At 44.1% G+C, this 14,001-nt stretch carries 13 protein-coding genes and 1 pseudogene; 11 read left to right on the top strand and 3 right to left on the bottom strand.

The window, feature by feature from the left end; translation table 11 throughout:
- From QY97_RS00005 to QY97_RS00020, 4 genes are all read left to right on the top strand, one after another.
- Positions 1-215, top strand: a 215-nt coding sequence (locus QY97_RS00005) for an electron transfer flavoprotein subunit alpha/FixB family protein (RefSeq protein WP_039231635.1), incomplete at its 5' end; no start/stop codon positions are given.
- A 51-nt stretch (positions 216-266) separates the two neighbouring features.
- A complete protein-coding gene (locus tag QY97_RS00010) occupies positions 267-1,415 on the top strand; it encodes an acyl-CoA dehydrogenase family protein (RefSeq protein ID WP_039231637.1) in 1,149 nt (382 codons plus the stop codon).
- A 26-nt stretch (positions 1,416-1,441) separates the two neighbouring features.
- Positions 1,442-2,224, top strand: a complete 783-nt coding sequence (locus QY97_RS00015; protein ID WP_039231639.1) for an enoyl-CoA hydratase/isomerase family protein — start codon at positions 1,442-1,444, stop codon at positions 2,222-2,224.
- A 13-nt stretch (positions 2,225-2,237) separates the two neighbouring features.
- Positions 2,238-2,642: a PaaI family thioesterase gene (locus QY97_RS00020; RefSeq protein WP_039231642.1), complete on the top strand. Its 405-nt coding sequence runs from the start codon at positions 2,238-2,240 to the stop codon at positions 2,640-2,642.
- Between the two features lie 247 nt (positions 2,643-2,889).
- Here QY97_RS00020 and speD read toward each other — a convergent pair whose 3' ends face one another.
- Positions 2,890-3,711 carry an adenosylmethionine decarboxylase gene (speD, locus tag QY97_RS00025; protein WP_039231645.1) on the bottom strand — a complete coding sequence of 274 codons (822 nt, stop codon included), beginning with the start codon at positions 3,709-3,711 and terminating at the stop codon, positions 2,890-2,892.
- Positions 3,712-4,387: 676 nt separating this feature from the next.
- Between speD and QY97_RS20345 the strand changes: the two genes are divergently transcribed.
- From QY97_RS20345 to QY97_RS00060, 7 genes and pseudogenes are all read left to right on the top strand, one after another.
- Positions 4,388-4,768, top strand: coding sequence for a hypothetical protein (locus QY97_RS20345; RefSeq protein ID WP_039231648.1), 381 nt, complete (start codon positions 4,388-4,390; stop codon positions 4,766-4,768).
- 217 nt (positions 4,769-4,985) lie between these two features.
- On the top strand, positions 4,986-5,531 hold the full coding sequence (locus QY97_RS00035) for a cysteine hydrolase family protein (RefSeq protein ID WP_039231650.1): 546 nt from the start codon (positions 4,986-4,988) through the stop codon (positions 5,529-5,531).
- 17 nt (positions 5,532-5,548) lie between these two features.
- Positions 5,549-7,024, top strand: coding sequence for a nicotinate phosphoribosyltransferase (locus QY97_RS00040; protein WP_039231652.1), 1,476 nt, complete (start codon positions 5,549-5,551; stop codon positions 7,022-7,024).
- A gap of 235 nt (positions 7,025-7,259) precedes the next feature.
- Positions 7,260-8,447 (top strand): methionine gamma-lyase, encoded by a 1,188-nt coding sequence (megL, locus tag QY97_RS00045; protein ID WP_039231654.1) that lies wholly within the window; start codon positions 7,260-7,262, stop codon positions 8,445-8,447.
- 432 nt (positions 8,448-8,879) lie between these two features.
- A pseudogene (locus QY97_RS00050) lies at positions 8,880-10,096 on the top strand (MFS transporter).
- A 108-nt stretch (positions 10,097-10,204) separates the two neighbouring features.
- Positions 10,205-10,951, top strand: coding sequence for a DsbA family oxidoreductase (locus QY97_RS00055; RefSeq protein ID WP_039231657.1), 747 nt, complete (start codon positions 10,205-10,207; stop codon positions 10,949-10,951).
- A gap of 151 nt (positions 10,952-11,102) precedes the next feature.
- Entirely contained in the window at positions 11,103-12,260 is a 1,158-nt protein-coding gene (locus tag QY97_RS00060) for a saccharopine dehydrogenase family protein (RefSeq protein ID WP_039231659.1), read from the top strand.
- 100 nt (positions 12,261-12,360) lie between these two features.
- Here QY97_RS00060 and QY97_RS00065 read toward each other — a convergent pair whose 3' ends face one another.
- A complete protein-coding gene (locus QY97_RS00065) occupies positions 12,361-12,600 on the bottom strand; it encodes a hypothetical protein (protein ID WP_039231661.1) in 240 nt (79 codons plus the stop codon).
- Positions 12,601-12,680: 80 nt separating this feature from the next.
- A complete protein-coding gene (locus QY97_RS00070; protein WP_039231663.1) occupies positions 12,681-13,940 on the bottom strand; it encodes a hemolysin family protein in 1,260 nt (419 codons plus the stop codon).
- Between the last annotated feature and the right edge of the window lie 61 nt (positions 13,941-14,001).

The raw sequence follows: 14,001 nt of genomic DNA on the forward strand, positions 1-14,001 counted from the left end.
GAAAAGTCGTTACACCGGACTTATACATTGCCTGCGGTATTTCGGGCGCGATCCAGCACTTGGCGGGAATGTCCAACTCCAAAGTGATTGTTGCCATCAACAAGGATCCAGAGGCGGAAATTTTTAAAGTAGCAGACTATGGCATTGTCGGAGACTTGTTTGAAGTCGTGCCGCTTTTAACAGAAGAATTTGAAAAAATCAAGGCCGCTGTATAATAGCGGTCTTATAGCTGGGAAGATACGGACAGAGAACAGAGGGAGGCCGCTATGAATTTCGAACTGGATGAAGATATTCAATTTCTAAAGCGAAACGTGAGAGACTTTATTCAAAATGAGGTCGAGGACGTTGCAATGCAAATTGAGAGCGAAGACAAAATTCCAAGCCGAATCGTAGAGATGTCTAAAGAGCTCGGACTCTTTGGTCTCAGCATTCCTGAAAAGTACGGAGGGCTCGGCATCGGCATGGTGGGGAAGTGTGCCTTGTATGAGGAGATTGGGGCCACTCATAATGGCTACACCACTCTAATTGGCGCCCATACCGGCATTGGGACGGTCGGCATTGTCGAAATGGGGAATGAAGAACAGAAGCGGAAATACTTGCCTGATATGGCGGCTGGTGACCGTATTGGCGCCTTCGCCTTAACTGAACCATCTGCGGGCTCTAATGCAACTAATTTAAAAACAGCAGCCATTAAAAAGGGCGATAAGTATATTTTAAATGGCACGAAACATTACATTACAAACGCTGTAGAAGCCGACGTTTTTACCGTTATGGCTGTTACTGATCCATCTGAGGGAGCGAAGGGAATTACTTCTTTTATCGTGGAGAAGGGCTTTCCCGGCTTTCGCGTCGGCGCGGTGGAGGAAAAAATGGGGCTGCGCGGCTCTCACTCAGCGGAAGTGATCATGGAAGACTGTGAAGTGCCTGCAGAGAATGTATTAAGTGAAGAAGGCCGAGGGTATGTCAATGCTTTAAAGATATTAGCTAATGGCAGAGCGGGACTGGCTGCACGGAACTTAGGTTCCTGTCAAAAGCTGCTGGATTTATCGGTCCGCTATGCTCAGGAGAGGGTTCAATTTGATGTCCCTATTATTGAACATCAGGCGGTTGCTCATATGCTCTCTGAAATGGCAGTAGATATTGAAGCACTCCGCTCTTTTACGTACCGGGTCGCCTGGATGGTAGATGAAGGAAAGAAAATTATAAAAGAAGCTGCGATGCTGAAGCTGTTCGGCTCTGAAGTATATAATCGCGTAGCCGATAAGGCTGTACAGGTTCACGGGGGGATCGGCTATATTTCTGATTATCCGATTGAACGCTTTTATCGCGATGCACGAATTACAAGGATTTATGAAGGAACATCAGAAATTCAGAAAAACATTATTGCTGCACAGCTGAACAAAGAATACAGCTGAAAAATTTGAAAAGATGGGGTGAGAAGATGGCAAACTTTGATACAATCTTAGTGGAAAAGACGGAAGGCGCTGCATTCATTATTATCAATCGTCCAGAACAGCGAAATGCTTTAGGGAAAGAAGTGCTCGCCGATATAATGACAGCTTTGGAAGGCCTAAAAAACGATGAAGCTGTGAGTTGTGTTGTGTTCACCGGACAGGGTGAGAAGTCGTTTGCTGCTGGAGCTGATATTGGCCAGCTGCGAACGCGTACGGCTTTAGATGTGTTTAACCCTCAAGGCATGCAGGAAGTATACAGCTATATTGAAGCATATGACAAGCCGACAATTGCTATGGTCAACGGCTATGCGCTCGGCGGCGGCTGCGAGCTGGCAATGGCCTGCGATATCCGGATAGCTTCCGAACACGCCAAGTTCGGTCTGCCTGAACTTAATCTGGCTATCATACCGAGTGCGGGAGGCACGCAGCGCTTAGCCCGGCTTGTCGGCAAGGGAAAAGCAATTGAGCTGATTTTAACTGGAAAAATGATTACTGCAGCAGAAGCAAAAGAGATCGGCTTAATTTCGGAAGCTGTACCATTTAATGAGCTGAAGGCAAAAGCAATGGAAATCGTACAGCAAATTTCCGCAAAAGGCCCGCTGGCTGTAAAAATGGCAAAACTGGCGATCCATGCAGGCTTCGACACGGATATGAAGACAGGCCTCACCATTGAAAAGCTCGCACAGGCCATACTCTTTGAAACGGAGGATAAAAATGAAGGCACAAGCGCTTTCCTTGAAAAACGACAGCCGCAATTTACCGCAAACTAAGGAGGAAAAGGTTTTGACGCTGGAAGACATTGTGAAGGAGTTTCAGGAATGCCCATTTTTTCACCATCTTGGATTAGAAGTCATTCGTTTTGAAGAAGGGGATGTATTGCTGAAATTAGAAATGAAAGAGGAGCTGTTGAATACAAACGGCACGATGCATGGAGGGGTGTATGCCTCGCTGCTTGACTTCGTACAAAGCATGCACTTGCGGTCTGTCACGAAAACTCGCTGCGTAACAACCAGTCTGAATGTTCTTTATGCCGCGCCTGTTATGAGCGGTACTGTATATGCAGAAGCTGAAATTATTTCTAAAGGATATAAGACCGCCTTTGTTGAAGCGGTTCTGAAGGATGAAACTGGAAAGCTGGTTTCCAAAGGAACAGGAACATTTAAGCTTATTCGTCCAACGGAAAAATAGGAAAGATCGCTGTCTACGAAGGGGACCGCTTCCCTGGAAACTCAAATAGAAGCGGTCTTTTTATGTGGCTGAATACATAAACAGGAGGACCGGTCTCCAAGAAAGAAACGAGTTAAATACAGGGCTGACTAGGCAGAAAGGAAGGCTGCTGCCGCTTCTGTACATGCGGCACAGCGGGAGGTCTTAAAGGTCCATACATAAAAAAAGAGGGGGTTTATGATAAGGAAGCCTCCTCTTCTTCGGTCGATTACTTCTTAGCGGGAGCGGAATAATTCTGTCCATAGAAGATCTCATCCATCTCTGTTTGCAGTTTATTTGTGATTTCTTCTATTTCTTCTGGTTCTAAGTCGTCTGTCGTATGCCCGAATAAATAGTTATCCAAGTCAAATTCCCTCAGCTTACATTTCGTATGGAAAATGTTTTGCTGGTATACATTTACATCAATCATGTCATATTCATTCTTTACTTCCTCAGGAATGTAATTTTGAATAGAATTGATATCATGATCAATAAAGAGTTTCTGGCCTTCCTTATCTCTCGTAAAGCCTCGTACACGGTAATCAATCGTCATGATATCTGTGTCAAATGAATGAATTAAATAGTTCAGCGCCTTCAGCGGCGAAATTTCCCCACATGTCGAAACATCGATATCGGCACGGAAGGTGCTGATGCCTTCATACGGATGGTATTCAGGGTACGTATGGACGGTAATATGGCTTTTATCGAGCTGCATAACGACGGAATCAGGAAGAGGTCCCGGTGATTCATCTAAGGACTCGGCGGGTACTTCAACGATCGGTCCTTCGGAAATTAGTACAGTTACGCTGGCACCTTGTGGCACATAGTCTTGCTTTGCTACGTTTAAGACATGGGCGCCAATCATATCTGATACGGTTTTTAAAATATGGGTCAGCCTGTCTGCGTTGTATTGCTCATCAATATATTCAATGTAGGCTTCACGTTCTTCCTTCGTTGCTGTATAGCATACATCGTACATATTGAAGCTTAATGATTTAGTTAAGTTATTAAAACCATGCAGTTCAATTCGCTGTTCAGGTGTAAGTGGCATATAGCTAAACTCCTTGTTATTTATGATTAGTGGTTATAATTTACCCATTATTGCTAAAATGAAAACAAGCATCGGGAGGAAACAGCATACGAAAAAGCATGCTCCAGGAGGAACATGCTTTTTCGTCCCTATTATACAAGGGCTGCACGCGGAAAATTTGTACTTCCTTTAACCGCATCATTATTTTTCACCTGACGAGAAGCATTCAGCTCGTCTCATTACCAGGCTTACTGCTCATCCGTTAAAGGGAGTCATAAATCATGTTTATTATCCGCTTCGGTGGAATCCCATGAGCCTGCTCTTTACTTGCACTTTCACAAAAAATCACTTTCACCGCTTAAACACTTACTGCTGGAACTTAAATATATCGGTTCCCGACGAGTGTGCCTTTCGCCAGTAAAGCAAATTTTCCGCCAAGGCTGTGCAATTCATCCTGGGAAGTTACTTGTAAACGCATGTTTACCAGCTCCTTCTTTCGGTTGTTCCGCCTTGTGGTTTTATTGTACCCGTTTCTTTTTTTTATAAACATTTTCTGCAGTAAAAATAAAAAAATTCGCATTTTTCGATTAATTTTTACAACATTTCTATTTTAGAAAAAGAAAAATCCTTCTCAAATAAAAAGGCTTATATAGGAAGCGGAGGCCTGATTTCACTTGAAAGTATAGGGTTTTTCAAAATGTCTAATAAAAGTGTAAAAAATGAAAAACATGGAAAAAGCGGGACGCCGATAAGGGGGCTAGTACTTTTCGTCATTTTTTGTAGAACGAATTTTGTTTTATTTTTCGCAAAAAACGGTAATTATAGAGGTAAGAACAATAAATTATTGCAAGCAAGTGAATCAATGGGGAAGGGACTATTTTTCAATAATTCATATAAAGGTGGGATTCATCATGAAAATCAAAGTAAAAAGCTGGAGAATGTTAACCATGCAGGACAAGTTATCGATTTTAAGAGCAATCAGCCACCGACAAAGAATAAAAAAAGGGGCGTAATGAAAGAAGTAGGGAGGCATAAGCCTCATTTTTTTTTTGCTTTTTTTCCTGAAAGGTGTGCATAAAGAAGCCGTCTAGCGCAATTTGCAGTTGTTTATTTCTAATTTTTTATATATAGTTGGATTAATGATTGATTCATAAATTTGTTGCAAAATGATGAATAAAGCAATGTTCCTATAGAACTGTTTACCTAGAGGCAGTGTTTTTTTGTCGTTTTGGTAAACGGCATTTACTCGGTACTGGTAAGTAAGTGAAAAACCTCACAATAAAGGGGCAGAGACTATGGAAAAGAAGGCTTTAATTAATGTAGATTATACAATAGACTTTGTAACTGGGGCGCTTCCTGCAGGGCAGCCCGCTGTGGAGATTGAAGAAAAGGTTGCTTCGCTGACAGAGCAATTTTTAGCGAATGGTGACTTTGTTGTGCTGGCCATTGACTTGCATACGGAAAATGACCCTTACCATCCAGAGACAAAGCTGTTTCCTCCTCACAATATTGAAGGAACAGAAGGAAGAAGGCTGTACGGGAAATTGGAAGATGTATATCAGGCGTACAAGGATTCGGCCAATTTGTATTATATGAACAAAACCCGTTACTCGGCTTTTGCCGGTACAGACTTAGATATTAAGCTAAAAGAAAGAGGCATTACTGAATTGCATATCGTTGGAGTATGTACAGATATCTGTATACTTCATACAGCGGTAGATGCTTACAATAAAGGTTATTCGATTGTCATTCATCAAAATGCGACGGCAAGCTTCAATCAAGCCGGCCATGAATGGGCTTTGCTTCATTTTCAAGATTGTCTAGCAGCAAACGTGATTTAATGGTGGAGGGAACGAACATGACTAAGTGTTACGAAGGTGACAGCCTAGCTTTGCACACAGACTTGTATCAAATTAACATGGCTCAGACGTATTGGAGAGACGGAATTCATGAGAAGAAGGCTGTCTTTGAGCTTTATTTCAGGAAGCTTCCTTTTGGCAATGGGTATGCGATTTTTGCTGGCCTGGAACGGATTGTACGTTATTTGCAAAGCTTTAAGTTTTCGGCTAATGATATCGAATATTTGCGAGAGGAATTAGGCTATGAGGAGGACTTTCTGGACTACTTACAAAATATGACGTTCACTGGCACCGTTAAGTCCATGCGTGAAGGAGAAATGGTATTTGGAAATGAACCGATTTTGAGAGTGGAAGCTCCTCTTGCGCAGGCCCAGATTATTGAGACGGCTCTACTAAATATCGTCAATTACCAAACATTGATCGCAACAAAGGCTTCACGAATTAAGCAAGTGATCGGCAGCCAGACAGCTATGGAATTTGGCAGCCGGCGGGCTCATGAGATGGATGCCGCTGTTTGGGGCACAAGGGCCGCCTATATTGGCGGTTTCGATGGGACCAGTAACGTAAGGGCAGGGAAGCTGTTCAATATCCCCGTCACTGGTACGCATGCGCATTCCTTCGTACAAACGTATAAAGATGAATATACCGCTTTCCATAAATACGCAGAGAATCATAAAGACTGTGTCTTCCTTGTTGATACGTATGACACGCTGAAGTCTGGTGTGCCTACAGCGATTCGGGTGGCGAAGGAGCTTGGGGACAAGATTAATTTCATTGGTATCCGGCTGGATAGCGGTGATTTGGCATATTTATCGAAAGAAGCAAGGAGAATGCTGGATGAGGCTGGCTTCCCTGATGCTCAGATCATTGCGTCCAATGATTTAGATGAATACACAATTATGAATCTGAAGACGGAAGGGGCAAAGATCGACAGCTGGGGAATTGGAACGAAGCTTATCACCGCTTACGATCAAGCCGCCCTAGGAGCCGTTTATAAACTTGTGTCCATTGAGGGCAAAAATGGAGAAATGGAAGACACGATCAAAATATCCAGCAATCCGGAGAAAGTGACAACCCCTGGCTTGAAGAAGCTGTATCGAATTGTGAATAAAGTGAATGGCAAGTCTGAGGGAGATTACTTAGCGATGGAATATGAAAATCCAGCTGAAGAAGATCACCTGAAGATGTTCCACCCTGTACACACCTTTATTAGCAAGTTCGTGACGAATTTCGAAGCAAGGGATCTTCATGCCTTAATTTTTAAGGATGGCGAGCTTGTATATGAACTGCCATCTATCCAGGAGATTCAGACTTTCGCAGCGGAGAATTTAGACCTTCTATGGGAAGAGCACCGACGTTCGCTGAACCCGGAGGAGTACCCTGTTGATCTGAGTCAGGAGTGCTGGGATAACAAGATGAGAAATATAGAAGAAGTACGTCAAAAAGTAAAAAATATGACGGTTTTAAACAGTTAATAGTTATCAGATAAGCTTTAGATAGAACGTTCCCTGCCAGCATGGAGAGTCCCTTGTCTGCTGGCAGCTCTTTTTTAATGGATGAGCGAACTTTCTCCGCGAACGTCTGTTGAAGGAAGGAATACATTAATACAAACAGTAAACATTTGTAAACGCTTTCATTATTTCTCTCTTCCTTATATGATGAAGAAGAGGACATTCAAGCTCAAGGTTATACGAAAAGGAGCGGATGGAGATGAAAAGGAAGTATAAACAGATGGAGACGGCGGTCATTCATGGGAGCTATGACACGAAGGAACATCTAGGAAGCTTGACAGTACCAATCTTCCAGACATCCACCTTTACATTTGATTCAGCAGAACAGGGCGAGAAGTGCTTCTCGGGCGAAGAGGAGGGGTATATTTATTCCCGCCTAGGCAATCCTACCGTTCAAGTGCTGGCCGATAAGATCGCCGAGCTGGAGGAGGCGGAGGCCGGATTGGCATTTGGCTCAGGAATGGCAGCTGTTTCAGCTGTGTTGATGTCTCTTACGAAAAGCGGAGATCATATCCTTTGTTCGCAAGGAGTATATGGGTGCACCTTTGGGTTGTTAACCTTCATGAGGGAGAAATATCACATTACCCATGATTTTATTGCGATGGAAACGGAAGAGGAGATTGAGCGTCACCTCCGTAAAGAAACAGCTTGCATCTATGTAGAAACGCCGATTAATCCAACGATGAAGCTCATTGATTTAGAGCGGGTTGCTAATGTGGCTAAAAATCGGGGAATTCCGGTAATTGTGGATAACACATTTTCATCTCCTTATTTGCAAAAGCCCTTAGCATTAGGCTGTGACATCGTGATACACAGTGCAACAAAATATATTGGCGGACATGGGGATGTCATCGGCGGCTTGGCTGCAGGGGGCAGGGAGACGATGAAGCGTATAGCTAAGACAACGTTAAAGGATGTTGGCGGAGTCATGTCGCCATTCGATGCATGGCTGCTGCTTAGAGGGTTGAAAACTTTGCCTATCAGGATGGATCGGCATTGTGAGAACGCTATTTATATGATGGAGAAGCTGAAAGCGCATCCGGCAGTTAAACAGGTGTTTTATCCGGGGGATCAGGAAGGCAATGACTATACAACGATGAAAAAGCAAATGAGAAAAGGGGGAGGGCTCCTCTCTTTTGAGGTACATGGCAGCAAAGCGCAGGCCCAGCAGCTCTTAAATCAGCTTTCCTTTATCAAAATTGCAGTCAGCCTTGGCGATGCGGAGACGCTTATCCAGCATCCAGCAACGATGACTCACTCGGCTGTTCCTGAGCAGAAGAGACAGGAAATGGGCATCTCTGACCAGTTGGTCCGTTTATCTGTTGGACTAGAAGCGAAAGAGGATATATGGAATGATTTAAAACAAGCGCTCGACCAATTACAATGAAAATCCTCTCCTTTTTCTTGTGTCTGTTTAGCGAGAAAAAGGAGAGGAGTCGTTTATGCCTCCTCATATTCAGGTTCATGACATTCTGGACAAGGTGGCAAGCGGTCCTTATCCTCATCAAGCGTGTCACTTGTCCGCAATTGACGCATTTGTAATCGCCTTTCCCCGGCGTTTCTCCTGAATGTGGCACTGCTAGCACCTCCTAGCACGATGTTGCTACCTTTTTACCCGTCTGCTTGAAAAGAAAACACCTTTCTTTGCCGGGCTTCACGCAACAAGCCTGTTGTGAGACAGGGGGTTCACAAGAAGCAACATCTTCAAAGAGCTGTCTAGATGGCAGTCAAGAGTATATTCTGGATGAACAAGGAGACAGTAAAGACAACTTAATGTTTATCGCCACAGTAAATTACATTACGTTCATGGAGGAAGGTTATGGAGCAAAAGAAGTGGGACCTTTTTGCCTTGGCTTCTATACCGCTGGCAATGACACTGGGAAATTCGGTGTTAATTCCCGTTTTGCCGGTGATGGAAAAGGAGCTTGGTATTACAGCTTTTCAGTCTAGCTTAATTATTACTGTGTACTCATTGATTGCCATTGTGCTGATCCCCATCGCCGGCTATTTGTCCGATCGGATCGGCCGGAAGAAAGTAATGATTCCAAGCCTTATATTGGCGGCAGCGGGAGGCGTGATCGCTTCCTGGGCTGCTTGGAGCATGGACAATCCTTATATGATGATTCTCGTCGGACGTTTTTTGCAGGGGGCAGGTGCAGCCGGTGCTTTCCCAGTTGTACTGCCGACAGTCGGGGATATGTTTTCAGAGGAAGATGAAATGAGCAAAGGACTGGGTATCATTGAAACGGCTAATACCTTCGGCAAAGTATTAAGCCCTGTACTGGGAGCCGTGCTGGCGGCTTTTATTTGGTATCTTCCGTTTATTTCAATTCCCATTTTGTCTATTATTGCCCTCTTTTTGATTATTAAATTTGTTAAAACGCCTAAGCATCAAGAGGAAAAAAAGAAAATCTTTCACGAGTTTATTCAGGGTGTTAAACACACGTTTAAACATAACGGACGCTGGCTGCTGGCCGTATTTGTGATTGGCTGCTTAAACATGCTTGTTTTGTTCGGATTTCTATTTCATCTATCTACTCTTCTTGAGAGCGAGTATGGTATTTATGGCGTAAAAAAAGGACTTGTGCTTGCGATTCCTCTTTGTTTCTCTGTATTGCCTCTTACATATGCGGCAAGAAGATTGGAGGCAATAAAGGAATCATGCGTTTTCTTATCATTGTCGGCAACGGCATGGGGGCAGCAGCTCTGTTCTTTATTCAGGACAATATGACTCTTTTCTTTATCGTGTCGCTGTTAACCATCGCGAGTATCGGTATTGGCCTCTCTCTGCCCTGCCTGGATGCATTGATTACAGATGGAATTGAAAAGAAAGAGAGGGGAACCATTACCTCCTTCTATAGTAGCATGCGCTTTTTAGGTGTAGCGGCTGGTCCGCCTCTTACCGCTGTTTTACTGAAAGCCGTGCCCGAATCGATGTATATGGTGTTCGCTGGCTTGAGTCTTCTGAGTGCTTTGTATACCCTCTGGGCCATTAAGCCGGAAAAGAAGGAGAAAAAGGCCTTAGCTGGAGTATAGAGGTTTGAGACGGTTCTTTAGACAAAGCTCTTTTGCTTTTCACCTTTCCTTTGAACAGGTATGATGAAAGCAGAAAGACCTGTAAAAGAACAAAAGAGGTGGAACGCTATGAATATTAAAGTTTGGTCTGATTTTGTATGCCCATTTTGCTACATTGGAAAGAGGAGACTAGAGCAAGCCCTTGAGCAATTTCCGAATAGCCATGAAGTCACTGTGGAATTTAAGAGCTTTGAGTTAGATCCTCATGCTCCTAAGGAAGCGACTAAGACGGTTCATGAATCAATTGCTGAAAAATACGGACTCAGCCTGGAGCAGGCAAAATCGATGAATGAGAATGTCGGCCACCAGGCTGCGTCTGTCGGCCTGGCATTTAACTTTGAGAACATGAGGCCATCGAATACATTCGACGCCCACCGTTTAGCCAAATTTGCTTCAGAAAAAGGAGCAGAGAAAGTCATCACGGAGAAGCTGCTGCATGCTTATTTTACTGATTCTCTTGTGTTGAGTGACCACCATGTTTTAACCAGTATCGCCGAGAGTGCGGGTCTTGACTGTGAAGAGGTGCTGGAATTTCTAAAAACAGACCGCTTAGCAGGGGAAGTAAGGGCTGACGAAGCAGAAGCAGGGCAGCTCGGTGTTCAAGGTGTTCCATTTTTTGTTTTCAATGATAAATATGCCGTATCAGGTGCACAATCAGTAGAAGCCTTCACTTCAGCCCTGGAAAGAGTGTGGAGGGAGGAAAGACAGGCACCTAGGCTTCAGACATTAACGGACCAGTCGTCGGATGCCGCTTTTTGCTCAGACGAGGGCTGTGACGTGCCGACAAACGGTCGATTATCCTCGGACAATGATTAATATTCTTGTTTTAAAAGCCGCCCAGGTATTCTCCCTGGACGGTTTTTTTGCATTTGAGCAAGGATTCTCTTTTATTTTGATCAAGAAAGGAAACAGGGGCTCATATACTGAAATGTAGAAGCCCAATTGAAGTATAAAGGAGGAAGGAGATATGCGTGTATTAGTGCTAGGATCGGGGTTAATGGGCAAAGAAGCGGCTCGGGATTTAGTGAAAAGCAAGGGTGTAGAGAAGGTGACGCTCGCTGATTATGACGTTAAGAAAGCTGAAGCAGCCTGTCATGTGCTTCAATCGACCAAGCTTACGCCCATGTTCGTTGATGCTTCTGATGATAACCAGCTGATTCCTTTGATGAAGCAGCATGACGTTGTCATTAATGCGCTCTTTTATTCTTTTAATGTCCGTGTAGCGAAAGCCGCCATCCGGGCAGGAGTACATTCTGTAGATTTAGGAGGGCATATTGGTCATGCGACAGACCGGGTACTGGACATGTCAGAAGAAGCAAAAGCCGCAGGCGTTACGCTGATTCCCGATCTCGGGGTGGCTCCAGGGATGATTAATATCTTATCCGGCTATGGTGCAGGAAAGCTGGATGCAGCCGACTCCATTAAGTTGTATGTAGGCGGCATTCCCCTCCGTCCGGATCCGCCGCTTGAATATAATCATGTGTTCTCTATGGAAGGATTGCTTGATCATTACACCGATCCATGTCTCATCATTAGAAAAGGGGAGAAGCAGGTTATTTCTGCACTGTCAGAGGTAGAGAATGTACACTTCGAGAAATTTGGTCCCCTTGAGGCATTCCACACAGCTGGCGGTACCTCCACGCTCTCTCGTTCTTTTCCTAATTTGAATTGTCTCGAATATAAAACGATCCGTTACAAAGGACATGCAGAAAAGTTTAAGCTGCTTGTCGATTTGCAGCTCACGCGCGCGGATCATTCTGTCAACGTGAAGGGAATAGATGTGCGGCCGCGCGACGTCCTGTTAAAGGTGCTTGAGCCAATTGTTGATTTGAAGGATAAAGAGGATGTTGTTCTGCTGCGAGTGAAGGTGGAAGGTATAAGGGCGGAATGTCGGGCTAGCTGCACATATGAGATGGTTACTTATAAGGATACGAAGAACGACGTAACCGCCATGGCAAGAGCAACAGCTAATACAATCTCTGTGGTGGCTCAATTGCTTGGCTCAGGTGTTATTAATAAAAGAGGAGTATACCCTCCGGAGCAGATTGTGCCGGGCGAACGATATATTCAGGAAATGGCTGACAGAGGTGTGATTATTAAGGAAGCCTTCAGATGGAAGAGCTAAAGACCGCTTCTAGCCAGTCGGCCGCAAGAAAAGAGACGCTGCCTCCTTCCCGGCAAGGGAGAGAAGCAGCGTCTCTTTTCTTTGTGGTCAGCTAATATTCTTAATCATCATCTTGGTCGTCATCCATGTCATCGCTTTCTTCGCCAGCAGGGTAGCCATCATTTTCAGCGTTTTTCTCTGTTGAGCCACCCTGGTTATCTTCATCCTCTTCTATCTGCTCTTCGTCAACAGGCTCATCCATAACTGGTGCTTCCTCAGAGTCATCACCGCCGCAGCCGCTAAGTATGAGAACGGAAAGCAATGAACCGGCGGCAAGTTTCTTCCATGTTGGCTGTATCATTTAAACACCCCTTTCCATCTGAAATACTTGCTTATTCTCTTCCCTTATTTTCGGATAATATGCCTAGAAAGATGATCAGCCTATTCGAGCGGCCCTTCCTCAGACGCCGATTCCTGCTCCTGCTTATGAATTTCCACTTCCTTGATACGGTTATAATCCATTATCTTAATCACGAAGCGAAGGTCTTCATAGTCGAGCACATCGCCTTCGGACGGAATCGAACCGAATTCCTTAAATAGAAAGCCGGAGAGCGTACCCTCCTTCTCAGAAAGAGCCGTTCCAAAGACTTGATTGAGCCGGCGAAGGGAGATGCGGCCGTTGCATACAATCTTCCTATCTGTCAGTTCTTGAATAAGAAGCTCATTATCACGGTCTGTCTCATCCTCAATATCCTGTCCGAGCATGGCTTCGATAATATCCTCATGAGTGATAATGCCGCTTGTGCCGCCGTATTCATCGAGCACAATAGCCAGATGCTTTTTTTCGTTTAACATCATCTTAAATACCTTCTCAATCGATGTGAACTCTGTAACGAACAAAGGATCATTATCAGCGAATACTTCGATCTTTTTCTCAGGAGCGAGCGCCCACTTTAGAAGCAGTTTAGAGTGGAATACTCCCACGATCTGGTCCATGTTTTCCTGGTAGATCGGATACCTTGTATAATTATTGTTTAAGATTACTTCCTGGGCTTCTTCAAAGCTGGCACCTTGGGGAATCCCCACAATATCCATGCGCGGCGTCTTTAAGGCATCGTTAACAGCCTTGCTGTAAAAGTCGATAACCCCTTTAATGCGCTGTGTTTCATCAGTTTGAAAGGTGCCCTCTGTAGAGGCGATATCAAGCATGGTCTTTAATTCGGCTTTAGAAATAGAGGCCTCCTGTGTCTCGCCTCTTGAGAGAAAGGAAATGACTAGGCCTGTGAATTTAGACAATAAAAAAGTAAGCGGTTTTAAAATGACTAATAAGATCGAAATAACGGGAGCGACTATATAGGCGATCTTTTCAGAAAAAGTAGCAGCAATCGTTTTTGGAAGCACTTCACCGAACATGATGAGAAAAACAGTTAGAATCCCTGTAGCCAATCCTACGTTAAAGCCATATTGAATCGCAATCATGGTCACCAATGTTGGCAGCATGATATTGGCTATGTTGTTTCCAATTAAAATTCCAGTAATTAGTTCGTCGGGCTTAGAAACGAGAGAGAGCAGTTTTACGGATTTTGGATCACCGTGATCTGCTTTTGTTTTTATTTTCATTTTGTTAACCGCGGTCAGAGCAGTTTCACTTCCTGATAAGAAAGCGGACATTAGTATAAAGAATAAAATCGCAAAAAGCATGAACATCCTCCATTGTTGTTGTTTAATAGAAAGCTTTATAGCGTCTATTATGACAAACAAG

This window comes from Bacillus thermotolerans (assembly GCF_000812025.2).
Classification (GTDB): Bacteria; Bacillota; Bacilli; order Bacillales; family Domibacillaceae; genus Quasibacillus; species Quasibacillus thermotolerans.

Bases quoted from the DNA above. Each gene is read 5' to 3' on its own strand.
- QY97_RS00010 (WP_039231637.1), top strand. From the start codon at position 267: ATGAATTTCGAACTGGATGAAGATATTCAATTTCTAAAGCGAAACGTG.
- QY97_RS00015 (WP_039231639.1), top strand. From the start codon at position 1,442: ATGGCAAACTTTGATACAATCTTAGTGGAAAAGACGGAAGGCGCTGCA.
- speD (WP_039231645.1), bottom strand. From the start codon at position 3,711: ATGCCACTTACACCTGAACAGCGAATTGAACTGCATGGTTTTAATAAC.
- QY97_RS20345 (WP_039231648.1), top strand. From the start codon at position 4,388: ATGTCTAATAAAAGTGTAAAAAATGAAAAACATGGAAAAAGCGGGACG.
- QY97_RS00035 (WP_039231650.1), top strand. From the start codon at position 4,986: ATGGAAAAGAAGGCTTTAATTAATGTAGATTATACAATAGACTTTGTA.
- QY97_RS00040 (WP_039231652.1), top strand. From the start codon at position 5,549: ATGACTAAGTGTTACGAAGGTGACAGCCTAGCTTTGCACACAGACTTG.
- megL (WP_039231654.1), top strand. From the start codon at position 7,260: ATGAAAAGGAAGTATAAACAGATGGAGACGGCGGTCATTCATGGGAGC.
- QY97_RS00055 (WP_039231657.1), top strand. From the start codon at position 10,205: ATGAATATTAAAGTTTGGTCTGATTTTGTATGCCCATTTTGCTACATT.
- QY97_RS00060 (WP_039231659.1), top strand. From the start codon at position 11,103: ATGCGTGTATTAGTGCTAGGATCGGGGTTAATGGGCAAAGAAGCGGCT.
- QY97_RS00065 (WP_039231661.1), bottom strand. From the start codon at position 12,600: ATGATACAGCCAACATGGAAGAAACTTGCCGCCGGTTCATTGCTTTCC.
- QY97_RS00070 (WP_039231663.1), bottom strand. From the start codon at position 13,940: ATGCTTTTTGCGATTTTATTCTTTATACTAATGTCCGCTTTCTTATCA.